At 76.0% G+C, this 25,211-nt stretch carries 21 protein-coding genes and 1 tRNA gene; 4 read left to right on the top strand and 18 right to left on the bottom strand.

The genetic code is table 11. From position 1 onward, the window contains the following. Nucleotides 1–61 precede the first annotated feature (61 nt). Genes ACIQUT_RS00960 through ACIQUT_RS00980 form a run of 5 tightly spaced genes read right to left on the bottom strand, consistent with a single transcriptional unit; the run spans nt 62 to nt 5,748 of the window. Nucleotides 62–1,003 (bottom strand): NAD-dependent epimerase/dehydratase family protein, encoded by a 942-nt coding sequence (locus ACIQUT_RS00960; protein ID WP_403557859.1) that lies wholly within the window; start codon nt 1,001–1,003, stop codon nt 62–64. Then, nucleotides 1,000–2,349 (bottom strand): cytochrome P450, encoded by a 1,350-nt coding sequence (locus ACIQUT_RS00965; RefSeq protein WP_403557861.1) that lies wholly within the window; start codon nt 2,347–2,349, stop codon nt 1,000–1,002. Before ACIQUT_RS00965 ends, ACIQUT_RS00960 begins: the two co-directional genes overlap by 4 nt. Further along, nucleotides 2,346–3,920: an AMP-binding protein gene (locus ACIQUT_RS00970; RefSeq protein WP_403557863.1), complete on the bottom strand. Its 1,575-nt coding sequence runs from the start codon at nt 3,918–3,920 to the stop codon at nt 2,346–2,348. The genes ACIQUT_RS00965 and ACIQUT_RS00970 overlap by 4 nt, the downstream gene beginning before the upstream one ends. Beyond that, complete coding sequence (locus ACIQUT_RS00975; RefSeq protein WP_403557865.1) at nt 3,920–4,726, bottom strand: glycosyltransferase; 807 nt, start codon at nt 4,724–4,726, stop codon at nt 3,920–3,922. Before ACIQUT_RS00975 ends, ACIQUT_RS00970 begins: the two co-directional genes overlap by 1 nt. After that, nucleotides 4,723–5,748 carry a 3-oxoacyl-ACP synthase III family protein gene (locus ACIQUT_RS00980; protein WP_403557867.1) on the bottom strand — a complete coding sequence of 342 codons (1,026 nt, stop codon included), beginning with the start codon at nt 5,746–5,748 and terminating at the stop codon, nt 4,723–4,725. Before ACIQUT_RS00980 ends, ACIQUT_RS00975 begins: the two co-directional genes overlap by 4 nt. 237 nt (nt 5,749–5,985) lie before the next feature. On the opposite strand from ACIQUT_RS00980, the gene ACIQUT_RS00985 reads away from it, so the two are divergent. After that, the gene (locus ACIQUT_RS00985) at nt 5,986–7,473 is read left to right on the top strand and encodes a hypothetical protein (RefSeq protein WP_403557869.1); all 1,488 of its coding nucleotides are present in this window, start codon (nt 5,986–5,988) and stop codon (nt 7,471–7,473) included. A gap of 80 nt (nt 7,474–7,553) precedes the next feature. Continuing rightward, the gene (locus ACIQUT_RS00990) at nt 7,554–7,889 is read left to right on the top strand and encodes a hypothetical protein (RefSeq protein ID WP_403557871.1); all 336 of its coding nucleotides are present in this window, start codon (nt 7,554–7,556) and stop codon (nt 7,887–7,889) included. A gap of 11 nt (nt 7,890–7,900) precedes the next feature. On the opposite strand, the gene ACIQUT_RS00995 is transcribed toward ACIQUT_RS00990, so the two are convergent. The 10 genes from ACIQUT_RS00995 to ACIQUT_RS01040 all read right to left on the bottom strand — a co-directional run bounded on the left by ACIQUT_RS00995 (nt 7,901) and on the right by ACIQUT_RS01040 (nt 20,970). Beyond that, nucleotides 7,901–9,232: a protein kinase gene (locus tag ACIQUT_RS00995; RefSeq protein WP_403557873.1), complete on the bottom strand. Its 1,332-nt coding sequence runs from the start codon at nt 9,230–9,232 to the stop codon at nt 7,901–7,903. After that, the gene (locus ACIQUT_RS01000; RefSeq protein WP_403557875.1) at nt 9,229–10,323 is read right to left on the bottom strand and encodes a PP2C family serine/threonine-protein phosphatase; all 1,095 of its coding nucleotides are present in this window, start codon (nt 10,321–10,323) and stop codon (nt 9,229–9,231) included. Before ACIQUT_RS01000 ends, ACIQUT_RS00995 begins: the two co-directional genes overlap by 4 nt. 8 nt (nt 10,324–10,331) lie before the next feature. Further along, nucleotides 10,332–10,994, bottom strand: a complete 663-nt coding sequence (locus ACIQUT_RS01005; protein WP_403559243.1) for a tellurium resistance protein — start codon at nt 10,992–10,994, stop codon at nt 10,332–10,334. Between the two features lie 16 nt (nt 10,995–11,010). Beyond that, entirely contained in the window at nt 11,011–11,160 is a 150-nt protein-coding gene (locus ACIQUT_RS01010) for a hypothetical protein (protein WP_403557876.1), read from the bottom strand. A gap of 47 nt (nt 11,161–11,207) precedes the next feature. Further along, nucleotides 11,208–12,905: a hypothetical protein gene (locus tag ACIQUT_RS01015; protein ID WP_403557878.1), complete on the bottom strand. Its 1,698-nt coding sequence runs from the start codon at nt 12,903–12,905 to the stop codon at nt 11,208–11,210. Further along, on the bottom strand, nt 12,902–15,589 hold the full coding sequence (locus ACIQUT_RS01020; RefSeq protein ID WP_403557880.1) for a GTPase-associated protein 1-related protein: 2,688 nt from the start codon (nt 15,587–15,589) through the stop codon (nt 12,902–12,904). Before ACIQUT_RS01020 ends, ACIQUT_RS01015 begins: the two co-directional genes overlap by 4 nt. Then, the gene (locus ACIQUT_RS01025) at nt 15,586–16,869 is read right to left on the bottom strand and encodes a hypothetical protein (RefSeq protein WP_403557882.1); all 1,284 of its coding nucleotides are present in this window, start codon (nt 16,867–16,869) and stop codon (nt 15,586–15,588) included. The genes ACIQUT_RS01020 and ACIQUT_RS01025 overlap by 4 nt, the downstream gene beginning before the upstream one ends. A 1-nt stretch (nt 16,870) precedes the next feature. Beyond that, nucleotides 16,871–19,669 (bottom strand): hypothetical protein, encoded by a 2,799-nt coding sequence (locus tag ACIQUT_RS01030; RefSeq protein WP_403557884.1) that lies wholly within the window; start codon nt 19,667–19,669, stop codon nt 16,871–16,873. A 562-nt stretch (nt 19,670–20,231) separates the two neighbouring features. Further along, entirely contained in the window at nt 20,232–20,444 is a 213-nt protein-coding gene (locus ACIQUT_RS01035; RefSeq protein ID WP_403557886.1) for a DUF397 domain-containing protein, read from the bottom strand. Nucleotides 20,445–20,766: 322 nt separating this feature from the next. Continuing rightward, the gene (locus tag ACIQUT_RS01040; RefSeq protein WP_403557888.1) at nt 20,767–20,970 is read right to left on the bottom strand and encodes a hypothetical protein; all 204 of its coding nucleotides are present in this window, start codon (nt 20,968–20,970) and stop codon (nt 20,767–20,769) included. Nucleotides 20,971–21,107: 137 nt separating this feature from the next. Here ACIQUT_RS01040 and ACIQUT_RS01045 point away from each other — a divergent pair, with 137 nt between their 5' ends. Continuing rightward, nucleotides 21,108–22,454 carry a tol-pal system YbgF family protein gene (locus ACIQUT_RS01045; RefSeq protein ID WP_403557890.1) on the top strand — a complete coding sequence of 449 codons (1,347 nt, stop codon included), beginning with the start codon at nt 21,108–21,110 and terminating at the stop codon, nt 22,452–22,454. Nucleotides 22,455–22,501: 47 nt separating this feature from the next. On the opposite strand, the gene ACIQUT_RS01050 is transcribed toward ACIQUT_RS01045, so the two are convergent. Next, nucleotides 22,502–23,209 carry a hypothetical protein gene (locus ACIQUT_RS01050; RefSeq protein ID WP_403557892.1) on the bottom strand — a complete coding sequence of 236 codons (708 nt, stop codon included), beginning with the start codon at nt 23,207–23,209 and terminating at the stop codon, nt 22,502–22,504. A 73-nt stretch (nt 23,210–23,282) separates the two neighbouring features. Here ACIQUT_RS01050 and ACIQUT_RS01055 point away from each other — a divergent pair, with 73 nt between their 5' ends. Further along, entirely contained in the window at nt 23,283–24,050 is a 768-nt protein-coding gene (locus ACIQUT_RS01055; RefSeq protein WP_403557894.1) for an alpha/beta fold hydrolase, read from the top strand. A 52-nt stretch (nt 24,051–24,102) separates the two neighbouring features. On the opposite strand, the gene ACIQUT_RS01060 is transcribed toward ACIQUT_RS01055, so the two are convergent. Both ACIQUT_RS01060 and ACIQUT_RS01065 read right to left on the bottom strand, forming a co-directional pair. Further along, nucleotides 24,103–24,175, bottom strand: a tRNA-His gene (locus tag ACIQUT_RS01060). Between the two features lie 128 nt (nt 24,176–24,303). Continuing rightward, a complete protein-coding gene (locus ACIQUT_RS01065) occupies nt 24,304–25,167 on the bottom strand; it encodes a hypothetical protein (RefSeq protein WP_403557896.1) in 864 nt (287 codons plus the stop codon). Nucleotides 25,168–25,211 lie beyond the last annotated feature (44 nt).

Here is a 25,211-nt window from a genome sequence, read left to right on the forward strand (position 1 = left end):
TGCGCTCAAACGCTGCGCGGGCTGGGAGTGCGCTCAAACGCTGCGCGGGCTGGGAGTGCGCTCAAACGCTGCGCGGGCTGGGAGTTCGCGGGCTGGGGGTGTGGAGGGTTTTCAGGTAGTCGTCCAGGGTGTGGTGCGGGGTCCAGGCCTGGGAGTGGGCGCGGGTCAGGTCCAGGACGACGGAGTGGGCCAGTTGGTCCACCGCGTAGCGGCTCAGGAGCGGTTCGCCGCCGCGGGCCAGGGCCTCCGCCGCGCGGGCGGCCGTACGGGCCAGGCCCGGCGGGAGGTGTCGGATGCGGGCCGTGATGCCGTGGGCGTGCAGCACCCGGCGTACGGTCGCATCGCGCGCGTAAGGTTCCGCGTCGGCCACGTTGTACGCGCCGGGCGCCCAGCCGGCGGCCGCGAGGGCCGCGTCGGCCAGGTTCTCCACCGCCGTCAGGCTGAGCAGGACGTCCGGGCCCGGGAGGAACAGCGTTCCCGCCCGCACCCGGGACACGATGCGGGGCAGCAGCGTCGTGTCCCCCGGCCCGTAGACGGCCCGCGGCCGGAGCACCACCGCCCCCGCGGCGAGGGCGAGCGCCTCGCCCTCCGCCTTGGTCCGCCCGTACGCGTTCAGCTGGCCGGTGCGCGGATGGTCCTCGCCGACCAGGCTGCGGTCCGGGCGCGGGTCGTACACGCTCGCGCTGCTGATCCACACCACCGGCCTGCCGCCGCTGTCGGCGGCGGCCCGCAGCAGCCGCTCGGTGCCGCCGACGTTGACCGCGTGCATCTCCGCCTCCGCGGGCGACCCGGGCGCCGGGTCGCCGACCGCCGCCGCGCAGTGCACGACGACGTCCGCCCCGGCGAGGTCCGGCAGGTCGCGGGCGGCGTCCCAGAACCGGTGCTCCCCGACGGGGCCGGGCCTGCGGCCCACGCACACCACCTCCGCCCCGCGGGCGGCGGCCGCCCGGGCCACGTGCCCGCCGCAGAAGCCGCTCGCCCCCGTCACCGCGATCCGGGTCATGCGCCCGCCGCCTTCACCTTGAGGACCCGCCAGCCGGGCAGGGCCGCCCGCCGGTCCACCCGGGCCCGGACGACCCGCGGCCGGTACGGGGCCAGCGCCGCCAGGACGTCGGCCAGCTGGGCCCGGGCCAGCCGGGCACCGGGGCAGGCGTGCGGGCCGGCGCCGAACACCAGGTGGGCGTCGGCCGGCGCGGCCGGATCGAGGGCGTCGGGGTCGCGCCGGTGCGCCGCGGCGGCATGCCGGGCGACCAGCAGCAGCCGGTCGCCCCCGCGGACCGGGCAGCCGCCGACGCTCCCGTCCGCGGCGGCCACCCGCGGCAGCACCGGCGAAGCCGCGGTCACCCGCAGCAACTCGTCGGCCAGCCGGGGCAGCAGCGCCGGGTCGGCGGCCTGCTCCCACAGCCCGGCCTCGGCACACCAGGCCACGGCCCGGGGCAGCGCGGCAACGGTGGTGTTGACGGCAGCCACCGCCACCATCGCCGCCAGCGCGCCCTGCACCGGCGGTGCTTCCGCGCCCGGGGTTCCGCTGCCGCCCAGCAGGTCCTGGAGGGTGCGGGCCGCGCGGGCGGCGGTGGCTGCCGCGCCCGGGCGGGGCAGGCCCGGGAGGTGGTCGCGGACCGAGGCGGCCGCCGCGTCGGCGGCCGCGCGGGCCAGCGTCGCCGGATCCGCGTCCGTGCCCAGGAGCTCGCAGACCACCGACCCGGACAGCTCGCGGGCCAGGGCCACCAGGTCCACCTCGCCGCCCGCGGCGAGCGGCGCGAGCCGCCGCTCCAGCAGCGGCCGCCACCGCGCCCGCAGTTGCTCCACCCCGGCCGCGCCGAGCCCGTCGGCGAGGGAGCGCCGGTCCGCCCGGTGCCCGCTGCCCTCCTGGTCGAACAGGACGCCGCCGCCGGGGGAGCCGGACCCCGCCAGCGCCTCGCGCGCCGCGCCGCCCGTGGTGCCGGCGGCCGTGCGGTCGAGCGGGAGCCGTGTCAGGGCCTCCCGGTAGGCGGCCGCGTCATGGACCAGCAGGGTCCGCCCGAGCCGCCGCACTCCGCGCCCGCGCCGTGTCGCCGCGAGCAGCCCGAACAGCAGCGGGTGGCTCCGCAGGTACACCCGCCGGTCCTGCCGCCGGGCACGCCGGGCACGCCGGGCCGCCGCAGCGTCCCCGCCGACGGTGCCGGGCCGGGCCGCCGCCCCGTGCCCGTCGGCCGCGCCGGGGCGCGGCGCCTCCGATGTGTGGGCCGCCGCGTCCGCGCCCGCTGCCGGGCATTGCGCCGTGGCGGCCGGCGCCTGCACCTCAGCAGGCGCGGGCCGTCCGTCGGGCGGCGGGGCGGTCGGGTGCCCCGGGGCGGTGGGGGTGTTCATCGGGCGGCCCCGAGGCGGGCTGCGGCCAGGGCGGCGGCTGCCGCGCGGTCGGGTTTGCGGGACCGCCCGGACAGTGGGACTTCCGCGAACAGCACCGCGTCGGGCCGGGCGGAGCCCATCCGCCGCAGCGGATCCGCGAGCGCGGCCCGCAGTTCCGGTACGGCGGCCCCGTGCCGCGGCTGTACGACGGCGACGAGCCGCTCGTCGCCCGCCGCCTCCGCGGTCCCGGCGGCCGGGACGCCGACGAGTACGGCCAGCTCCACCCCCGGCACGTGCAGCGAGGGCTCGTACAGGCCCGGGTAGATGTTCTCGGCGCGGCGCAGCACCATGTCCTTCGTCCTTCCCTCCAGCACGATCCGTCCCGTCCCGTCCAGCCGGGCGCGGTCCCCCGTCCGCACCCACGGGTCGGGCTCCTCGCCGAGGTAGCGGTCCCGGGCGGCCGCCCCGGCCAGCAGGAGCTGCCCGTCCTCGTCCGTCTTCGCCGCCACCCCCGGCAGCGGGGCGCCCACCAGGTCGCCGGGGCCGTCGTACGCGGCCTTCTCCGCGGCCTCCACGGCGGCGGCCGGGAAGAGCTCGGTCAGCGCGTACACCCCCCAGGCCTCGGCCGCACCCGCAGCCCTCACCCGGCCCAGCAGTTCGGCGCCGGCCGGGGCCGAGCCGGTCCACACCCGGCCGTGGAACCGGGCGTCCGCCCGCAGGGCGTCGCGTAGTTGAGGGGGTGTCAGGTAGGTGTCGGCCGGCTTCAGGCGGTCCAGCTGCCGGGCCAGCACCCGAGGGGAGCGGGCGGGGAGGGCGACGGGGGCGCCGCGGGTGAGTGCGGGGACGAGTACGAAGAACGTGCCCCCGAGCACCGGCCGGCAGCCGTGGCCGTCATGGCCGTCGTAGCCGTCGTGGCCGTCGTGGCGGAGGCTTCCGGAACCCGTCGGTACTCCGGATCCCGCGAACAGGGTGCTCACCGTCTCCATCCCCGCGGCCAGGCTCGCCCGGGTGTGCACCACGGCCCGCGGCTTCGAGGTGGTCCCCGAGGTGAACACGATCACCGCGTCGGCGTCCCCCGTCACAGCGGCTCCGCGGCCCGCCGAGCCCGTCGGCCGGGGCGCCCGCAGGTCCAGCGCAGGGGCGCACCCCGGCAGCCGCGGCCCGACCGTGGCCACGGGCCCGCCGAGCGCGGCCAGGTCGGGCAGTGCGAGCCGGGCCCTGCGGGCCAGCGGCCGGGCCCATCCGGCGACGGCCTGCGCGGTGGCGTCGGCCACCACCAGCGAGGGCCGGGCCAGTGCCAGCCGGGCGCGCAGCACGTCGGGCCCGGCCCCGGGGTCGAGGACGGCGCCGCGCAGCCCGAGCCGCCACAGGGCGAGCAGCAGGGCGAGGGCCCGCGGCCCGGGCCGGACGGCGACGCCGACGGTGTCCCCGGGGCGCAGCCCCCGCGCGTGCAGGGCGGCGGCGTACGCGTCGGCCAGGTCGGCGAGTTCGCCGCAGCGGGCCCGTACGCGGGGCGCGCCCGTACGGGTGGCGGTCAGGACGGCCGGCCGGTCGGGGCGGCTGCGCAGCGCGTGGTCGAGTCGGTCGAGCATCAGCGGGGGTCGTCCGTTCCGTGAGGGCCGCTGCCCTGGTCGAGGTACCAGCGGGCGGTGCCGAGGATCCCGTACGCCCGCAGCCGGCGCGTGGAGTTCTCCACGACCATGGACCGGCAGCGGCTGATGCGGTCGGTGTGGCGGCGTACGGCGTTCAGGAAGAGCCGGTCGGTGGGCGACGGGCGCCGCGGCATGCCGCCGACCGCCAGGTACAGCTCGGCGGTGACGGCCATGTTGTTCCCGGCGTGCATGCGGTACGGGGCCCGGAACTCGCCCCGCCGCACGTGCTCCGGCCGCAGCCGACCGAACAGCGCCGCGAGGGAGACCAGCGCGGCGAACCCGGCCCGGCCGACCGGCCCGTGCTCGTCCCGCCGGGCGGTGATCCGCCCGCACACCAGGCCCGGCCGGGCCGTCAGCGCGGCCCGCGCGGCGCCCGCCCAGCCGGGCCGGGGGATGCAGTCGGCGTCCGTGCGGGCCAGCAGGGTCGCGCCCTGCCCGATGGCGTACCGGAAGCCGGTGTCCACGGCGGAGCCGACGCCCTTCTCCGGCTCGTCCAGCACCCGCACGGGGAAGGGGGCGCCGGCCGCGAACTCCCGGGCGATGTCGCCGGTCCGGTCCGTGGAGGCGTTGTCGACGACCAGCAGCGTGAAGTCCCGGTCGTGCTGTGCGGCGAGCGCGGCGAGCGTGTCGGGCAGCCGGGCCTCCTCCTGGTGGGCGGGCAGCACCACCCACAGCGCGTGCCCGCCCCCCACGCCCACGCCACCGCCCACGACGCCGCCCACGTCACCGCCCACGCCGCCGCTCACGACTTCTCCCAGACCATCGTCATGATGCTGATGCCGCCGCCCAGCCCCACGCACAGCACCCGCTCGCCCGGGGCGAGTCCGGCGAACACCCGGTCCAGCTGGACCCCGATGCTCGCGCTCGCGATGTTCCCGAGCTCGGGCACCGTCACCACCAGCTTGTCGGCCGGTACCCCGGTCAGTTCCGCGAACCGCTCCAGGTAGGGCACCGTCACCTGGTGCACCAGCACCTTCGCGACGCCGTCCCAGTCGAGGCCGGTGCGGTGCAGGGTCCGGTCGATGACCGCCGTGCCCACCTTCTCGAACACGCCCCGCAGTTCGTGCCCGTCACCGCGGAAGTAGGTGTACGCGTCCCCGCGCGGGTGCCGCGACCCGCCGCCCGGGATGCCCCCGACCTCCCAGTGCTCCGAGTGCGTCTCGGTGTCCACGTCGAGGATCCCGCCGCGCTCCACGGCCTCCACGACCACCGCCGCGCCCGCGTCGCCGAAGGTGTACCCGGCGAAGCCGTCGCGCAGCTCGGCGAGGCTGCCCGGCGCGTACTGCACGGCCCGGCTCGGGGTCTCCCCGGTGACGACGAGGGCCCGCCGGGCCCGCCCGGCCAGGATCATCGCCCGGGCGAGGTCGATGCCGTTGACGAAGCTGTTGCAGGCGTTGGTGACGTCGAGCGCGTGGGCCCGGGTCCCGAGCTCCGCCTGCACGATGTGCGCGGTGGCCGGCTCGACCATGTCACGGGACGCGGACGCGAACAGCAGCAGGTCGATGTCGGGCCCGGTGAGCCCTGCCGAGGCCATCGCCCGGCGGGCCGCGCCGACGGCGAGCGTCGACGCGTACACGCCGGGGCCGGCGACCCGGCGGGTGCGGATCCCGGTGGCCTGCGTGAGCAGCCTCGGCGGCAGCGCGAGGCCGCTGCGCCGCGCCACCTCCTGCTGGAGGGACTCCGAGGACAGGACCTCCTCGGGCAGCACGCTGCCGACGGCGGTGATGCCGGCGGCGCGGGGCTGCGGTCCGTACGACTGAAGGAACATGCCCTCACGATGGCAAGGCGCCCGCGGCCCGGGCCTGAGTACGGATGCTCAGATCGCACGCGTGTGCGCACCGTCCCGCCTGAGTACCCGGCCCCGCTGATCATGCCCAACGGGGGGACAGGCGCGGCCTGTTTTCGTAGGGTGAGGACCGAGGGGCAGAGGAGCCGAGGGGCCGAGGTCCGAGGGACCGGGGCCCGAGGGTCCGAGGGCCGAGGGGTCGACCACGGGAGGGCGCGCATGAGCCAGTTGGCCACACGCCGGTTACCGCAGCTGGCGCAGTACCGGACCGACGCGGTGACCCGCCACCTGTGCGCGGGCGCCCACCTCGACGAGGACTTCGCCCGCGAGGTCGACATCGAGCTCACCGAGGACCGGCTGAACGCCATCGGCCTCACCCTCGGCATCGACCTGATCGCCCTCGCCCGGCACGCCCGCGCCGCGGTCCGCCGGATCGACGTCCGGGACCGGGTCCTGGCCTGGATCTGCGCCGTCTGCGTCTGGGCGGCCGTGCCCGCCCTGCTGTACGCGGCGGCCGCCGGCCCGGCGGGGCTCGGCTACGCGGCCGGACTGGCGATCGTCCTCGGCTACGGGAGCGCCTGGTGGCTCGTCCACCGCACCGAGAGCGAGGCCCGCGGGGCGGCGCTCGCCGTCGAGCACGGCTCCGACCGGGCCGCCGGCCTCGCCCCGCCGGTCGAACCCGAGGCGGAACAGCGGCTCCTGGAGCAGAAGAAGGCCAACGTCGTCCCGTACACGGCGAGCGCCGAACGCACCAACCCCTTCGTCGGCAGCGGCTCGAAGCTGAAGGAGATGGTGTGGCAGCCCATCGACGTCAGCCGGCCCGCCGACGACCCGGCAGGCGGCGGCAAGCTCACCGTCAAGCCGTTCGACGCGATCGACCTGCACACCTTCGTCGCCCGCGAGATGGAGAACATCGCCGGCCTCAAGGGCCTGCGCGCCCGCAACCGGCTGTACGTGATCGGCAACCACGTCCCGTACGTCACCGAACTCCTCCCGGACCGGCTGGGCATGCCCCGCTCCCAGATCCCCAAGCAGCTCGTCCAGGCGGGCCTGGTCCAGTCCGGCGCCGGCATGCGCACCTACCTCAGCCTGGAGCGCGCCGGCGAGGGCGGCCGCGCCATCGTCTCCATGCACCTGCGGGCCCGCCTCCAGCACCCGAGCCTCACCTGGGAGGTGTCGGCGTACGGGATACCCCCGCTGCAGGCCCGCTTCGACCGGGTGAACCAGCTGCCGGTGGACGGGTTCGAACGCTGGTGGAGCCTGGTCTCGTACGCGACCGGCGCCACCCTGTCCCTGCTGCTGGGCGCCCCCGGACGGGTCTGGCGCCGGTCGTCGGAGCGGCGCCGGCGGGCCCGCACCCTGGAGAAGTGGCGCCGCGAGATCGACAAGCGGCACCTGCTGTACGACTACGGGGCCGCCGACAGCATCCGCGAGCGGGTCTCCGACTGGAAGCAGCTGGGCTTCTCCGAGCGCACCGACTCGCAGGACTTCCTGCAGCGCCTCCAGCAGGGCGTGCTGATAGCGACCGAGCGGTTCCTGAAGGACCACAACGTCGACACCAGCTCCTACGACCAGGCGCAGCAGGTCATCAACACCCACACCTACAACTTCCAGGGCGACATCCACGGCCCGGGCAACTACGGCCAGGGCGGCGTCATCAACGGCCCCGGGCCGGGCCCGGGCGGCCAGGGCCCGTCGCACCCCTGAGCCCCGACATCCGCAGCCCCTGACGTCCGCAGCCCCGAGACGTCCGCAGCCCCCGACATCCGCAGCGCGAGGAGAACCGCATGGGCGGCAACTACACCTTCAACGGCAACATCAACGGCCCCGCCAACTTCGGGGACAACGGCGTCATCAACGTCGGGCAGCAGGACGCCGCCGAGCGGACCCTCCGGCTGGCGACCCAGCTCGCCCAGTGGCTCCGCGACGAGGGCGCCGCCCCGGCCCGCGTCGAGGCGGCGGAGGTCCTGCGCGGCGAACTGGACCGCGCCGTACAGGAGCGCCGCCCCGCCGAACCGGGCCTGATCCGCCGCTCCCTGGAGACCATCACCCTGGGCCTGGGCGCGGGCAGCAGCGGCTTCACCCTCGCCCAGGAGATCAGCCGCCTCCTCACCGGCAGCTGACCCGGGGTCGGCTACCGGGCGCGGACGACGGCGCGGGCGCCGCCGAAGTCGAGTTCCAGGCCCGAGCGGAGCGGGACCGTCTGGCCCGGGTCGATGCGCTGGGTGGTGCCGTCCGCCCGGGTGCCGGTCCATGTGCCGGCCGACCGGTTGGCGAGGCCGAACCGGCCCGGCTTCTGCGGGTGTTCGGTGAGCTGGGCGACGAGGGTCGTGTCGCCGTAGTCGTGCCGGGCCGGCTCGGGGGCCAGGTGGTGCGCCTGCACCCGCGAGGACCGGTGCAGCAGGATGTGGTGCTCGGTGCGCGGCGGGGGAGTGGTGAGCACCAGCCGGGGCGGCAGCACCAGCGTGTTCCGGCAGCCCCAGCAGGCCCCCGGCGTGGATGAGCGCGGCTCGGTCATGTTCTGCCGCCCGCAGTGCGCGCACTCCACCACCGCGTCGTACACGGCCCGCAGGGTGTCCCGCCACTGGCCTTCCCGGATCCGGGAGGCAGGGTGGTGCAGGCCCGTGGTGAAGTTCTGCGTGAACAGGTCCCGCAGCGAGGCCGGCGCCGCCGCCCAGGTGGCCAGCACCGTCTGCTGCTCGCCCGGGTCGGGGGCGTTGGACGTGTCCTGCGGGTCGAAGACGAACAGCGGCTGCCTCCCGTACAGCTTGCGCTCGGCGGCCTCGTCCAGGCAGTGGATCGCCAGCTCCCGCCGCCCCTTGAGCGGGTGGTGGTTCATCAGCAGCATGAACAGCAGCACCGACAGGGAGTGCAGGTCGGTCTGCGTGCCGGGGGTGGCCCCCGGGTCGCCGCGCACCAGTTCGGGCGCCATGAACTCCATGGTCCCCGAGATGCCGGTGCTGTCGCCCTCCACCACCGCGTTGTCGTTGTCGCAGACCAGCACGTCGCCGGTGGCCGGGTCGAAGAAGATGTTGCCCCAGGAGATGTCCCGGTACGCGATCCCCTTCGAGTGCAGCGCCTGGTACGCCTCCACCGTGTACAGGCAGGCCTTCAGCAGGGCCCGCGTCGAGGTGCGCAGCTGCCGCCGGAACAGCAGGGGCAGGCCCTTGAACCGGTCCGGCCGGATGTCCATCAGGTACCCGAAGCCGCCGCGCCCGTCGGCCACGAAGTCCAGCGGCCACAGGAAGCGGTCGTCGTCGAAGCCGCGGCCCACCAGCTGGCGGACGATGGCCTCCTGCGCGGGCGTCGCGCACGCCGGGTAGTACCACTTGAGAGCCTGGTCCCCGGCCGGGGTCCGGACCCGGTAGACCTCCCCCTGGCCGCCGGCGCCGAGCAGGTTGAAGACGTCCACGGCCGTGCCGCTGTCGGTCGTCAGCCGGGTACCGCTGTCGAGCATGCCGCTCATGTTCCACTCCCGTGCGGGTCTTCTGTCGTTGTGTCGGGGCCGGAGTCCGCCACTCCTCCTGTGGCACGTTCCGCGGTGCCGTCGGGTGCCACGGCCGCCCCGGCTGCCACAGCCGCCTCGGTCGCCGCAGCAGCAGCCTCGGCTGCCTCGGGTGCCGGCGGCGTGGGCAGCGCCGGCACCGCCGCGGCCGTGTTCCAGGCGGCGACCAGCGTGGTGTCGTCGCCCGAGTGCTGCGAGGCCCTGCCCAGCCACTCGGGCAGCACGGTCCGGACGGCGGCCGCGCCCTCCGCCGCCAGCCGGTCGTCCAGCCCGGCCATGAACTGCAGGAAGCCGCGGTCCGAGGCGAAGCTCTTGGACAGCCCGTCGGTGGAGACCGCGACCAGCCGGGGCGTCCGGGAAGGGTCCGTGACCGGCGCCCAGTGGGTCCGTACGCGCAGCCACGCCTCCGGGGTGCACAGCGACTCCGTCTCGTCGCCCAGGTCGGCCTCCGCGGGCGCCAGCGGCACGCTCACCCGCCCGTCGTCCCCCACGACGGTCAGCTCGCCGTCGCCGAGCTGCCAGGCCGCGAAGACGCGGGGCGTGAGCACGGCGCCGACGAGGGTGCTGCCGTACAGCAGCAGCTTGCCCTCGTCGGTCAGGCCCGGCTCCTCGTGGGAGCTGGTCCGCGCCCAGTTGCCGAGGACCCGCTCCCGCCAGGCGCTGACCAGCTGGCGCGGGAAGGTGTGCTCGGCGTAGTGCATCAGCCAGGCCAGGCTGGGCGGCCGCTCGTCGCCGCGCGGCCGGGCGAGGGCCCCGAACTGCCGGGCCTGCTCGACGAACAGGTCCACCGCGAACCGGGACCCCAGGTGGCTGCGGGCGTGCACCGCCGACCCGTGGCCGTCGGCCACGGCCAGGATCAGCGGCTCCTCGTCGGTCCCGAGTCCCAGGGCGTCGCAGTAGTCCTGGTTGCGGGTCTTGTTGACGCCCTGCACGCTCTGGCGGAGCGTCTCCCACAGGGTCTCCCACCACGTCTCCCGCAGCGCTCCCGGCGGGACGGGTGGCGGCACGGACGGCGGCTCGGAGGGCGGCTCGGACGGCGGCTCGGGTGACACGGGGCCGCTCACCACACGTCGTCATCGTCGTCGTCGAGCACGGGCGGGGCGTACGGCGGCTGCTTGACCATGCCGTCCCCGGCGCCCGCCACCGGCTGGGAGGCCGCCTTGACCGCGGCCGTCGACGCCCAGCGGATCGCCGCCGCGAGCTGCTTGGGGCTGTTCGCGTCGAGCGGCTGGAGCTCCGGATTGCCGAGGAACTCCTGCAGCACGGTGCGGTCCGCGTCCGCGCCGATCGCGATGGCCACCCGTACGGCCTTGCGCCCCCACGGGGTCGCGTCCACCGCCCGCAGACCCGCCTTCCAGTCGTCCGTCGGCACCCCGTCGGAGACGAGGGCGAGGACCGGCTTGAGCGCGCGCTGCGGCATCGGCGGGGTGTCCAGCTCCCGCGCCACCAGGTGCAGGGCGTCGCCCAGATTGGTCATGCCGTCGACCTGGACGTCCTGCCAGGTGAAGGTCTCCACCGGCACCGGGTCCTGGTGGTGCCAGCGCGCGGTCGTGGAGAACGTCATCGTCCGCAGCAGCAGCTGGGCCGCCGGATTGTCCTGCGCGACCGAGCGCATCTCCGGAACGGCCTCTCTGATCGCGTAGTTGAGCTGGCCGATCTTCTCGCCCTGCATCGAGTACGAGCAGTCGAGCAGCCAGATGAAGTGGACCGGCCGGTTCGCCATCGGCCCGCCGGGGATGTCACTCACTGCTGATCTCCTTCAACTCCCCAAGCCATTGGGGTACGTAGTGCACCAGCGCCGCCAGCCCGGCGGCGGCCGTCATCGCGACCGCCACCACGAGCAGGGTCAGCATCAGCCGCCGCCCCCGCACGATCTGCGGTGTCACCATGGGGTGTTGCTCCTTCCCGCGACCCTAGCCAGTCGCCCCCGCCCTCGTCACAGGCTTGATCGATTCGGTGTGCCGCGGTCGGCGGAACCACGCGGCCGGGGCAGCCGCGCCAGCTGCTTCAGCCCCGGCGGCCGTCCCCCGCGGGGCGGGCCGCCCGGGCTGCCGGCCGCGCCGCGGATCCGCAGCCCCGTCCGGGCCAGCAGCCACAGCACCGGTTCGGCCGCCCGCAGCTGCTCCGACTCCAGGGCCCCCGCCCCGGTGGCGGCGCGGGCGCTGACCGCCCAGAAGCGGGCCGCGGCGAAGTCGTGGCCCAGCGACCGCACCAGGTCGCCCAGTCCGATCTCCTCCAGCCAGGCGTCCACCGGCCCGTCCCCGGGCCGGGGCAGCGAGTCCAGCCGGTCCAGCACGTCCCGCTTGGTCACGACCGCCGCCACGCCCAGGCGCCGCCGCCGGCCGCCCAGGCCCTGCAGCTCGCCGGTGAAGCCCTCGTACATCTCCACCGGGCCCAGGTCGGCGGGCCGGGCGGACACCGCCAGCGGCCCGTCGCCCGCGCGCAGGGAGCGGCGTACCACGGGCGAGGCCAGCACGTCCGCGACCAGCAGCACCCCGTCGGCGTGCGCCAGGTACTGCTGGCGGCGGGTGGTGTCCGCGTCCCGCAGGGACTCGCCCATCGGGTCGTACACGTACAGCAGCCGCTGCCGCCGCAGCAGCCGCCCGCGGCCCTTCCCGACCAGCAGCATCAGTGCCCGCGGCTGCCCGCCCTGGGTCTTCAGCGCCCAGCCCGCGGTGTCCACCTGGCGGCCGAGGGCGGTGGCCTCGTTCCGGTCGGCGGGGGAGGCGTATTCGACGGTCAGCCCGGACGTGCGCGTCCAGGCCCCCAGCCCGTCCAGCACGGCCGCCAGCAGCATCGTCTTGCCGGCGGAGGTGCCGCCGACCAGCGGCAGGTGCACGACCCGCGTCGTGCCGACGGCCTTCGGCAGCTCCCGGTCGCAGTGCGGGCAGCGCGCGGCGAGCCTGCTCCGCCCGGCCGCCGCGGTCGTGGGCAGCGCCCGCCCGCAGCGGCAGACGTGCCGCACCACCCCGTACCGGCCGGCCCGCAGCTCGCGGTGGGCCGCACGGCAGTCCGGGCACACGTACACGGCCAGCGGGAACGGCCGGTAGCAGCCCGGGTACGGGCACTTCATGCGGATGCCGCGGACCAGCTTCCACAGCCGGTCCGCGCCCCGCCCGGCCAGCACCCCGGCCAGCACGACCGCCGTCACCAGCACCAGCTGCGCGGCGAACGCGACCGCGATCCCGGCCAGCAGCACCCACGCCAGCAGCGCCGACAGCACCGCGGCCAGCGCCATCCCGGGCGCGATCAGCCGCAGCACCAGGCGGGCGATCCAGTGCTCGGCCTCCTCCCCGGTGTAGCCGCTGCAGCCGTGGAGCAGCCGGTTGCGGACGACCTCGTCCAGCCAGTGCCGGGTCAGCAGGTACCACACCAGCTCGACGGCGGCCTTCCCGGCCCCCGCCGTGTCGACCCACATCTGCAGGGCCCAGTAGGCCGTTTTCGTCGGCTCCGCCCCGGGGGGCGGGGCGGCGATCCGCGGGTCCGGGGTGCCGGGGACGCGGGGGCCGAACGCGGACGCGGCGGCCTGCAGCGCCAGGGCCAGGAACCGCCACAGCCCGTAGCCTGCGCACACCGCCACCCCGATGGCCCCGGTGGCGTACAGGACGATCTGCAGGCCGAGTTCGGGGGTCACGGCAGCTGCCCGTCCTTCCCGTCGATGCCCCGGCCGCCGCCCCGGCGGCCGTCCGTGCCGGCGGCGTGGGGCGGGCCGGGCGGGTCGGCCGGGCCGGGCGGGCCGGCCGGGCTGCCGGGGACGATGGGCCCGCCGCCCCCGCCGCGGGGCGGCGGATCGGCGGGAGCGCCGCCCCGGCCGCCGCCCTTCGCGGCGCGCCGCGTCCCCCGGCCCGCCCCGGTGAAGCGGTCCCGCAGCCGCCCGAAGGCGCCCGGCCGCTGCCAGCCGCGGAACTCCTGTGCCCAGCGCCCGCCGAGCCGGCCCAGCGCCTCCTCCAGGTCCGCGAGCCCGTCCGGCGGCAGGCCCCGTACGACCGGCCGCATCACCCCGTCCAGGAGGTCCGTGCGGGCCTCCTGCCACACCGGGCCCGCCTGCGGCTGGGAGGACCAGGTCGCGAAGCACTCGGCCGCGTAGCCGGGGTCGAAGCGGAGCCGGTCCACGACCCGCGGGTCGCGTGCGGCCTGCCGGTACGCGGCCAGCAGCGCCGCGTCGTTGCTCTCGATCAGGGCCCGCAGCTCGCTGTCGGGCCGGTCCTCGGCCGTCAGCAGCCGCGCCGCCACCGCCCCGTAGGCGTGGTCCCGGGCGGCGGCCGACGGGTTCAGCGTCCCCAGGTCCAGGGCCTGCCGCACCCAGCCCGGCCCCGCCGCGCCCGCGCGCAGGTTCCGGGCCAGCTCCAGCATCAGCAGCGACGGCCGCAGTGCGGCCGGGAGTTCGGCCGCGAAGTGCCGCAGCAGCTCCGGGGCCAGCTCCTCCGCCGCCCGGTCCTCGGCCGGGGCGTCCACCGCCGCCCGTGCGAGCAGCTCCCAGGTGCCGGCCTCCCGGTGGGGCCCGGGGCCCGTCGACGTGAGGAGCAGCCAGGCCTCGCGCGCGCCCGGCGCCCCGTCGGGCCACACCAGCCGCATCGCGGTCCGCAGCACCAGCGGCTCCGCCTCCAGCGGGACACCGGCCGCCTGCACCAGGCCGGTCAGCGCCCGCACCCGGTCCCCGCCCGGCTCCGGCCCCCGCGCGCACATCCGCAGGTGCGGCAGGGCGTCGGCCACCGCCAGCCGCAGCGGGGTCCGGGCGAACACCCGGGCCGCCGCGGCCGGATCGCCCGCCGCGAGCCCGTCCAGCCGGTCCAGGACCAGGGCCCGCAGCCCGGGCATCCCGTCCAGCGCGGCCCGCACCGGCTCCCCGTACGTCCCCTCCGGGTCGGCGATCAGGGCCCGCGCCAGATGCCGGGCCACCTCCGGCAGTACGTCGCCGCTGTCGATCCCGAGCTCGGCGCCGGCCCGCAGCAGGCCCACCCGGTCCGCCGGCCGGCGCTGCGGGTCCGTCAGCGCCGCCCGCAGCTCCGGCCCCAGCTCCGCGCCGAGCCGCAGCCGGGCCGCCTCGCCCAGCAGCCCGGCCGGCGGGACGGCGCCGCCGGAGCGCACCGCCCGGGCCAGGGCCGCCGCCGCGAGCGGCTCGGTCACCGCCACCGGGGCCCACCCGGCCAGGGCCGCCAGCAGCCGCCCGCACGCGGCGGCCTCCGCGGCCTCCGCGTCCGCCGTGGCCTCCGCGTCCGCAGCAGCCGCCGTGGCCGCAGCCTCCCCGGCCGCCTCGCCCGCGTACCCGCTTCCGTCCGCCGGGCGGCCCAGGGCCGCGGCCAGCGCGTGCAGCCGTCCGCCGTCCAGCCGTCCGCCGTCCAGCGCCTCGCGGTGCCCGGCCGCCCAGTCGGCTGCCGCCGCCCGGCCCGCCGGGTCCAGCGGGACGCCGGCCGCCAGGGCGAGCGCGGCCAGCGGCCCGGCCGCGTACGGCTCGGCGGACAGCCGCCGCACCTCCGCGAACAGCTCCTGCCGCCCCGCCCGCCAGATCCGCGCGGCGGTCTGCGCCCACGCGTCGGCGGCGGGCGCGGGAGCCGCCGCCCGGGCGGCGTCGTACACCCGGTAGCGGTGCTCCTGCCCGGCCAGGCCCGTCCCGTCGTCCGGCAGCACGCCGATGATCTGCTGCCGGGCGAGCTGCGGCCGCCGCGTGTACGTGGTGAAGGTCAGCCACTGGCCCCGCTGGTGCGGCAGCACACTGCACGCCAGCATGATCCAGCGGGCCGCGGCCTCGCTGTCCGGCTCCACCACGACGATCTGCGGGGCCGCGGGATCCTCGCCGAGCCGGCGCACGTCCGCGAAGAACCCCGCCAGCCACGGCCCCCGGGCGCCCACGAACGCCGCCAGCGCCTCCCGGTCCAGCGGCCCCGGCACGGGCACCGACGCCAGGGGCGGCAGGGGCGCCCCGGGCGGGGGGCTCTCGTCGGCCCACTGCGGGGACCCCCACGAGGTGATCGGCAGCGGCCCCTCGGCCGGCCGGTCCGGCCCGGCGGGCTGCGGCAGGTGCACGGCGTGCGCGTGGAAGTTGCCCCAGCGGCCGCTGTAGTCCGCGCCCGTGTACACGGAGCGGGCCAGCAGCCGGCTGCCGTCGCCGAGCACGTTCAGACTCAACGCCTGCGGGAAATCCGGCAGTTGCTCCGGGCCGGGGCGCGGCGGCGCGTCCCGGGGCGGCTCGTACCCGATCAGCTGCTCGGCCTCCCGCAGCAGCGACACGGGCACGCCTGGGCTGACCGCGGTGAACCGGAAGCCCGAGCCGTCCGGGCCGGGCGGCGCCGAGGTGTAGTGCAGTTGCGCGAGGCTCACGCCGCTCCTCCCGATGCGGTACGCCGGCTGCTGCCGCCCGCGGCCGCACTGCCGGCCGGGGTCCGCCGCAGCAGCCCGCCCAGCCCCAGCAGCCACAGCAGCGGGTCCTCCACGCGCAGCGGCTGCGGACCCGACTTCGGGGCGTCGGACGGGGACTCCGCGGGCGGCGGGGAGCCCAGCGCCGAGATCCCGAACAGCGACAGCTGCGCGAAGTCCCGCTCCAGCTGCCGGAACAGCGCCCCCGAGTCCCAGCTGTCGAGCAGGGCCCGCATCTCCTCGTGCACGGCCAGCCGGTCCTCGTCGTGGAGCACGCCGCCCGAGTGGTCGGCGTTGCGCCGCACCGGGGAATGCGGGCCCACCAGCGAGAACAGGGAGTCCGTCTTGGTCACGGCGACCGCCACCGGGGTGGTGACCCGGCCCCGGCTGCTGCCCCGGCCGTGGGCGCGCAGCTGCGCCGCGAGGTCGGCCGCGATCTGCTGCGGCGGGGTCTCCACGGTCGGCAGGGGCAGCCCGCCGTCCACGGGCAGCTGGTCCCGTACGGCCCGCATCTGCAGCGGGTCCACCAGCAGGATGATCCCGTCGGCCGCGGCCAGGTAGTGGGTGTAGCGGTCCATGGCCTCCGCGCTGCCGAGGTCCTCGCCGGCCGCGTCGAAGAACACGAGCGCGGTGTGCCGGCTGCCGTCGCCGAGCAGCCGGCGGCGCAGCGGCAGGCTCAGCCGGTACAGCAGCGGATCGTTGAAGCCGAGCGCCGCCGGTCTGGTCGCCCCGGGCAGCCGCAGCCGGTCGTACAGGTCCTCGGCCATCTCCCGGTCGCGGCGCTGGGTCTCGCCGCCCATCGCGGTGATCGACGCGCCGTACGCCCGGCCGACCCGGTTGCGGAGCTCGTTGATCAGCACGGAGACGTACGTGCTCTTCCCGGACGCCTTCGGGCCGAGCAGGGCGATGATCCGGGTGTCCTGGTCGCAGTAGTCGCTGGGGAAGTCGCTGTGGCAGCGCAGGCAGACCCGGACCGGGGTGGACACCCCGCAGCGGGGGCAGTCCGCGCGGGAGGCGCCGCCGCTGCCGAGGCGGCCGGCGAGGCCGCGCGGCCCGGGGAAGACCGGGCCGCGCAGGGTGAGTGCGGGCGGCACGCTCGGGCCCATGAACTCGGCCCACACGGTGTCGAGTTCGGCGGTGCAGGGTTTGCCCCCGCGGACCCCGGTCGCGGACATCTGGCAGCGGAAGGGCAGCCGGGCGGCGGAGGAGCGGTCGAAGCAGTAGGGGCAGACGACGGAGGTCATGTCAGCGGACCACCAGGGAGGTGAGGGAGGGCTCGTCGAGCCGGACGGAGGCGGCACGGCCGCCGAGGAGGAAACCGCGCACGGCATACGGGCCGGCGGCGGGCGGGTGGGGGGTGATCTCGCGCTCCACGGTCCCGGCGGCGGCGAGCTCGCTGCCGGTCACGCGGCACAGCTCGGCCCCGTCGGCGGGCCGGCGGGGGCGGGCCGTGCCGCCGCCCGCGCCCGCGACGAGGACGAAGTCGGGCAGGCCGACACCCGGGTCGCCGCCGGGCGCGAGCAGCGTGACGCGGAGCACGGAGGGACCGCGGCGCAGCCTCCGCCGCTGCCCGGGCAGCACCCGGTAGGCGATGGCGACGTCGGCGGGCAGCAGCACCTGCCCGGCGTCACCCGGGGCGGCCACCGTCGCGAGGGAACTGCGGGGGGCCGCGTACGCGGTGATCCGGACGGCACCCGGCCCGACCGGCAGCTCCAGCCCCTCGCGCAGGAACACGGCCCGCACGACGGGGTGCTCGACGGCCTCACCGCTGCCGTCGCCGGCTTCGGGCGTGATGGCGACGACGACCCGGCCCGCGTCGTCCGGCCAGTCGAAGGCGATGCGGGCCCGGCCGGGGGCGGTCCGGTGGGCGGTGAGCCCGGCCACCGGCCGCGGCGCCTCGACGGCGGTACTCGGCCCGGCCAGGGCGCGCGCCCCGAGCACGGCCACGGCGCTGACGGTGGCCAGCGTCCCGGGCGGCGGGTCCGCGACCCCGGCCGCGTCCACCCAGGGCAGCGCCGGCGGCAGCCCGTCGGCCGCCAGCTCGGCCCCCTCGGCGGGCGCGTCGCCGGGCCACTGCACGATCCGTACGTCGGCCCCCGCACCCCCCGTCCAGTGCAGCCGCAGCCCGCCGCCGTCCCGCGCCCGCGCCCCCAGGCCCACCACGGGCTCCGGCCACGCATGCACGGTGGCCTCCCCCTCGACCCCGAGCGACAGCACGTCCCCGCGCGGCCCCGCGTACCGCGCCCGAACCCGCACGGCATACCGCCCCACGGCCACTCCGCCGACCCGTACGCCCTCGCCGACGCCGTCGGCTGCGTACGCGCCGGCCCCGGCGCCGGCCGTCCCGCGCCCGGGCTCGGGGCCGTATGCGACAGCCCGGTTCGCGACTCCCGGACCGAGGCTGTCGGCCGCCCCCGATGACGCGTTCCCGGAGGCCGGATGTCCGGCGGTGGCGCTCCCGGCCGCGGTGAAGCCGGGCATGACGGACCCGTGCGGCACGATCCGGCCGTCGGGCCCGGTCACGGTCACCTCGACCCCGACCGCCCCGGCGGGGCGCAACCAGGAGGCCTCGACCCGGGCGCGCCCGTCGGCGAGCACCAGCCCCTCCACCTCCGGCGCAATCAGCACCACCGCACTGACCAGCGGCCCCACGTCTCCGGCTGCACCGCCGTCGCCGCGGGCAGGCGTCTCCGGGCCGGTCGCGGGGGAGCCGTGCCCGCTGACCGGGCCCGCAGCCGCAGCGGCACTCCGGGCCGCACTGCCGGGTGTGGCGGGGGCGTGGCCATGGACCGGTGTCCCGCGGCCTGCTCCGGCGGCGGAATGCGCGTCGGCCGCGCCCGAGGACGGAAACGCGCCTCCGGATGCGGTGGTGCCGTCGGCCCCGGTCCCGGAGGCGCGGGCGGCAAGGCCGGGGTCCGGCGGTGGCGTGTCGCGGGGGAGGGCCACATACCGGACCTGGCGGCCCAGGGGGGCTTCGGGGTCGGTGACCGGGCCGGTCGCCGGATCTCCCGGGATCTCCGTCAGCGGAACGGTGAGCGGTTCGCCACGGACCAGCCTGACGATCCGCCAGGCCGCCCCGACCGGCCCGGCGGCCCCGGCCGGCCCGGAAGTTCCGGCAGGTTCGCCGGCCGCCGGTCCGGTGGTACCGGCCGCAGCCGTTTCGGCGTGAGTCGGAACGGCAGCTTCGGCAGGCCCGGCCGTTTCGTCGTCGGACGGGAGGTGCCGGAGCTCGACCCCCGCCGGCTTGAGGGTGGCCGTCAGGCGGCCGTGGGCCGGGGTGTGGGTGCGGACCAGGCCGCGTACGGCGCGCGGGCAGTCCCAGGCCAGGCGTGCGGCCCGGCCGTAGCGGGCCGCGGCCTCCTCCCGGTCCCCGCGGTCCTCGCAGTCCCGGGCCTCGTCCAGCAGCGCGTCCGCGTCGCGGACCCGTGCGGCGATCCGGGCGAGCCGGTCCGCCAGCAGCCGGTCCCCGCCCGCCGGCGGGAGCGCGGCCACGCAGAGCGCGGCGGCCCGGATCCGGCCCTGTGACCAGGCGTCCTCCAGGCTCTCGGCGGCGGCCCGTCCCGCCGCGTCCAGCCGGGCCCGCCCGGCCGCGGCCTGTGCCAGGGCGGCCGCCTCGGCGGGGTCGATCCCGAGGGCGGCGGCCGTCTCGGGCCGGTTCCCGCGGGGGTGGTCGTGCAGCAGCTGCACCAGCTGGTAGAGCAGGATCCGGCGCAGCGCGGCGGGATCCCGCTCCTGTATCCCGGCGAGCCGCTCGACGAGCGCCGCGGCCCCGGCTCCGGCGCGGGCCGCCACCGCCCCCCGCAGCACCGCCGCGCCCACATGGCGCCGCCGCCCCGGCCCTTCGACGGCGAAGATCCCGTCCAAGACGCGCAGCCGTCCGCCGGGCGGGACCAGTAACTCGCCCAAGTGGCCGATACCCAGGTCCTGTTGCGCGGCGAGGAGTTCCCCGTACCGCTCCACCAGCGGAGCGACCGGCAGGCCGGTGAGCGCCCGCGACAGCCCGAGGGCATGCCCGAAGCCGGCCCCCGTACCCGTCCCCGTCATGCCCCCGTGCCCCCCGTGCCGTGTGTCCGGAAGTCATTCCAGCAGATCCGGGCGGCCACCGGGAGTGCTTTGCGTCCTCCCGCCGCACCGCGGGGTGTCACGGGCTGCTCTCCGACCCGCACCCCGGGCCCGCTCCCCTCGGGGCGCCCCTCGGCTCCCCGTCACCTCCCGGTCCCGGTTCCCCCCTCGCCCGCATGGGTCTTCACGCAGGGCACCACCATCCAGGACACCGAGCACGTCGTCGTTCTGATGCAGGAGAACCGTTCCTTGGGCGGTTGAAGACTCCTGTGGTAGGACACGGGACCGGCCTGACCAGCAGGAAGCCCCGTCCGTGCGTCCGGGGAGGGCTCACGGACGGGGCTGTTGCGGAGTGGTTCCGCTCAGTGCTCGCGCCGCCGGACCGGGAGACGAGTGGCAGCGCTGCGCCACCACCACATGCCCCGGCAGGCAGGCAGCGAGAGGCCGAAGAACTCCCCGCACCGCGCGCACCACGGCAACCCGTTCTCAGGGTCGGTGGGGCACTCGGCGTCACAGCGGGGGCACTTCGCCACGGGACCTACTCTCACATGCTCAGGTCGTACTCTCCGGCCTTGACGGCGGCCGTCAGGTCGGCCCACTCGGCGGACGTGTACGTGACGACCATGTCCGGTCGGCCGCTGTCGCGCAAGGCGACGACGCCGGGGACGTTGGTCGCGACCTCGGGGCAGTTGTTCACCTTCGGATCACGGCACGCGGCCGTCTTGACGAACTCGAAACCGGGCAGTTCAGCGGACATCGGGTACTCCTCTCGGAGGACGTAACGGGGAAGCGGTCCCCGCGCCGTCGTGCACCCGCCCCCCCCGTCGTGCGTGTCGGCGTCCGGAACCGGGGGGCGGGAACCCAAGCGGCCCGACCTCGGGCCGCGATCACAGCGACAGTTGCAGTCCACGCGACGGTCGCGAGGACCACCACGAGGGTGCGCAGCAACCGCCTCACCCCTCGGCCCTCTCGGGGTAGAGCGCGCGCGGGCCCTCAGGGTCCTCCGTGAGGTCTGCGTGGGTCACCCGTTCAGGGATCGCCAACAGGCGCGCGGGCGGTCCGCGAAGCCTCGCAGGGGGTCACGCGGTCCGCCGGTACTTCTTGGCGCACTCGCGGTGCCGGTAGACGACAGTGGGCGGGCCGGACTGGCGTTCCAAGGTTCCCCGTCGGCAGGGCTCAAGGGCTCCGATCGGCTTGGTGCACTCGGGGCACGTCTCCCCGGTCGGCGCGAACGTCATGTACTCGTCCCTGCGTGCGTCCGTGTCCGCGGTCGTCCTGGTCATCCTCGCTGTCCCCTTCGTCTGTCTCGGCAACTCCGGCCGTCCGGCGTGCTCACTCAAGGCAACCGCACGACTACCGGCAGAGGTACCGTTGCAACAGCGCGAGGACTGAAGACCTTTAAGCGGGGGGTGGACGGCCGGTGACCAGTCGAGAGCCAAACCGAGGACTTGAGCGGCTGTACCGCGAAACGGGCTGGACGCTCCGTCAGTTCTCCCAAGAAATCAACAAGCTGGGAACCGGGCGAGGAACACCCCTCAAGTACCGCGAACCATCGGTACACCAGTGGCTTAAGGGGCACATGCCCAAAGACGACGTGCGCCCGCTGATCCTGGAGGCGCTGGCCAGGAAGTTGGGCCGCCCCATCACGAACAGCGAGGCGGGTTTCCCGACACCTCCCGCTGAAGAGTCCGGCCCGCTCCCCGGTACGGTTGAAGGGTTGCTGGACCTGGGGAGGCAAGACATGGACCCTTCGCGCCGGAGCGTGCTCGGAGTAGGACTGTTCGCCGTTGCCCTCACCGTGCCCAATTGGCCTGAGTTGGTCGGTCGAATGGAGGCGGTCCAAAAAGGCGGGACCCGGCGCTTCGGGATGTCCGACGTTCAATCGGTTATCGCCATGACGGAACGTCTCTCTGACATTGACGACCAGTTCGGCGGACGGACGGCGCGTCCGATGGCTGCCGCCTATCTCGTCAACACCGTTGCCCCCTATCTGCGCGCCGACGCTCCGGACCATGTCCGCAAAGCCATGATGGCTGCCGCGTCCGACCTCTCGTATCTCACGGGGTACATGGCCGTCGACGAGGGCGTACACGGAATGGCGCAGCGCTATTATCTGAAGGCGCTTGAACTTGCCGGGGCATCCGAGGATCACCTCACGTACTGCACCACTCTTCGGGGAATGAGTGTCCAGGCGGTGGACCTGGGGCACGGTACCGAAGCTTTGAGGCTCGCCGACGCTGCCGCTGCCGCTTCCCCGCATGCCGGTCCCAGAATGCGTGCGTTCCTCACCGGACAGCAGGCGCATGCGGCGGCACAAGGGGGCAATAGGCGTATGGCCCTGCAGCGCATGAAGGAAGCCGAAGTCTCCATGGAAGAAGCCGAGTCACAGTACAAGACGTTCGGGTCCTACAACCCTTCCTCGCTGGCGTATCACGTGGGACAGGTCCGTTACGAACTGGGCGACGTGGCGGGCTCCATCGAGTCGCTCAAAGAGTCGGACCGGCTGCGCCCCGGCACGTTCAGGCGGACGAGCATTCGCTATCTGTCCATGCTGGCCGAACGGCAACTGGAGGTCGGACACCTGGAGGTGGCCTGCGAAACGTGGGGGCGGGTCTTGGAGATATACCCACTCGTCCAGTCCGGCCAGTGCGACCGGAGTATCGCCGCCCTGCACAGCCGCATTCGCCCGTATCTGAAGAATCGCACAGCGCGGGAACTGTACGAACGGGCTCGACTCGTCACACCGCCGAACTTGCTGCCCCGCTGAAGCACGGAACCTGACCCCGCGGGCCCATGGTCTCCAGGGCCGTCGTTTCAGGGGCGTCTGATCCGGTCCTCCGGCAGGCGCAGCAGGCGCCGTTCCAGGACCGGGAGGTCGGCCGGGCGGTGGCGGCGGGCGTGGCCGAGCAGCAGATCGCGTGCGGTGTCGGGGACCCGGCGGTGCTTGGGGTGGCGGGTGGTGAAGTACTCGCCCGCGAAGAACGCCACGGCCGCGTCGAGTCCGGCGCGGCCGGTCTCCCGCACCGCCCAGGCCAGGTCCCCGGTGCGCGCCGCGGCGAGGATCCGCTCGGGTGCCCGTACGGCCAGCAGCCGCGCGGCATCGCGGGGCTCCTCCCGTACGGCGCCCATCCAGGCGAACACCACCGCCAGGGGCACGCCCGGGACCGTTTCGGGGCCCGGCTCGCCGCCGTCGGCCCAGGCGGCCGCGTACGCGCGCAGCTCCGGCGGGGCCTCCGCGACCCAACGGGCGCGGTGGCGGGCGGGGATGCCGGTGGGGGAGAGCGGGTCGAGGAGCCGGAGCAGCTCCGGGGTGACGGGCCGCGCGCCGGCCGCCTCGCTGCACATGCACTCGAAGGCGCCGCCGTGCGGGTCGGGTCCGATCGCCGACGGCAGGGCCTCCACCTCGGCGATCTCCGCCGGATCGGTGACCTCGTAGCTGCTCGGGTGGTGGGGGTGCCGGGCGCCGTCGGGCCGCGAGAAGTGCCCCTCGACCAGGGGCTTGCGGGGCGGAAGGGGAGTCACGGTGTGATGGTAGGCGGGCTGGGCAGAACGTACGGCGTCGGTTAACGCCACCTCCGCCACAGAGGGAGAACGCATGGCCATCGCCCACCGCAGGATCGGCACCGGACCGCTGCGCGCCATCGTGCTGCACGACTGGTTCGGCACCTCCGCCAACTGGGGTTCCGTGCTGGACTACTTCGACCCGGAGGGCTTCTCGTACGCCTTCCCGGACTACCGCGGCTACGGCGACCGCCGGGACGTCCCCGGGCGCTACCACCTCGCCGAGATCGCCGACGACGTCCTCGCCCTCGCCGACGAGCTCGGCTGGGACACCTTCTCCCTCATCGGCCACTCCATGGGCGGCAAGGCCATCCAGCAGGTCCTGGCCCGCGCCCCCGAGCGGGTCGAGAAGCTGATCGGCATCAACCCGGTCCCGGCGGGCCCGTACGCGATGGACGACGCCACCCACGCCCTCTTCCACGGCGCCGCCGACAGCCCGGAGAACCGGCGGATCATCCTCGACCTGGTCACCGGCCACCGCGCGAGCCGCCACTGGCTGGACCGCATGGTCGCGCACTCCGTCGCCGCCTCCCGCCCCGAGGCCTTCGCCGCCTACCTGTCGAGCTGGCAGTCGCTGGACCTGTCCGCCGCGGTGAAGGGCAGCACCGTCCCCGTGCTGGTCCTCGCGGGGGAGTACGACCTCGCGCTCAGCCCCGATGTGATGCACGCCACCTGGCAGGTCACGTACCCGAACTGCCGGGTCCTCCCGCTCCCCGGGGCCGGCCACTACCCGCCGCACGAGACGCCGGTGGCCTTCGTCACAGCGGTCGAGGACTTCCTCCGCTCCGACCGGGAGCAGTGAGAAAGCCCGTAGGGGCACGAGGAGAAGACCTCGTGCCCCTACGGGACGGAAGGGTGAGTGACGGGACTCGAACCCGCGGCCACCTGGACCACAACCAGGTGCTCTACCAACTGAGCTACACCCACCACGAAGGGCGGCGGACCGCCCGTTCGATGTGCACGCACAGCATAGCCGATCAGGCGGGTGGTCCTGCGACGCGATATCCGGCGGCGGGCGCGGTCAGGCGGCCGTGCCCGGCCGGCCGGGCGGCTGGCTACGCGGTCGGCGTGGCGGCGGCGTGTGCGACGGCCGCGGCCGCGAGGGCCTTGACGATCGGGTGCGGGCGGCTCCCGTCGCCGTGCAGCTCCGGCTGGAACAGCGTGGCCAGGAAGAACGGGTGGCCCGGCAGCTCCGCGATCCGCGGCTGTCCGTCCTCGTCGTGCCCCGACAGGCGAAGGCCGTGGGCGGTGAGCGCCGGCAGGTGCCGCGGCTCGGGCCCGTAGTTGCAGTGGTACCGCTCCGTCGTCCGCTCCGCGCCGAGCACGGACTCGGCGAGCGAGCCGGGCTCCACCCGTACGACGCCCTCGTGGCCGACGAGCGAACAGGCCAGCGGGGTGATCAGCAGGTCCTCGGCGCCGGGGTCGTTCTCGGCGTGCGCGACGGCGGGCAGCCCGCAGGCCGCGCGGGCGTACTCCAGCAGGGCGTGCTGGAAGCCGCCGCAGGTCCCGAGGAACGGAATGCCCTCCTCCCGGGCCACGCCGACCGCCGCCAGCGCCCCGGCCTCACTGGCGTACGGGCTGCCGGGCAGCAGCCAGATCGCGTCGAAGCGGGCCAGGGCCCCGGAGGCGGCCTCGGCCCCGGCGTCGGCGGTGGGGATCCAGTACGCGTCCAGGACCAGCCCGTCGCGGGCCGCGAGGGCGTCGAGGAGGAGCGGGATCCGGGTGTGGGACGTCACGTGCGGGGAGCGGTCGCCGACGAGGGCGATCCGGGCGACGGGCGCGGCGCTCGGCCCGTTCTGCGTGCCGGCGGGGGTGGTGGCGGTGGTGGCGGCCGTGCCGGTGGTGGCGGAGGTGCCGGTGGTGGCCGGCGTGCCGGTGGTGCCGGCCCCGGCGTCGGTGTCGGTGGTCGTGTGGGTCATGCCGATCATCCTGCGGGCGGCTCCCGCTTCAGCGCCAACGATTG

The sequence above is a fragment of the Streptomyces sp. NPDC090445 genome, assembly GCF_044769385.1.
Lineage (GTDB): Bacteria > Actinomycetota > Actinomycetes > Streptomycetales > Streptomycetaceae > Streptomyces.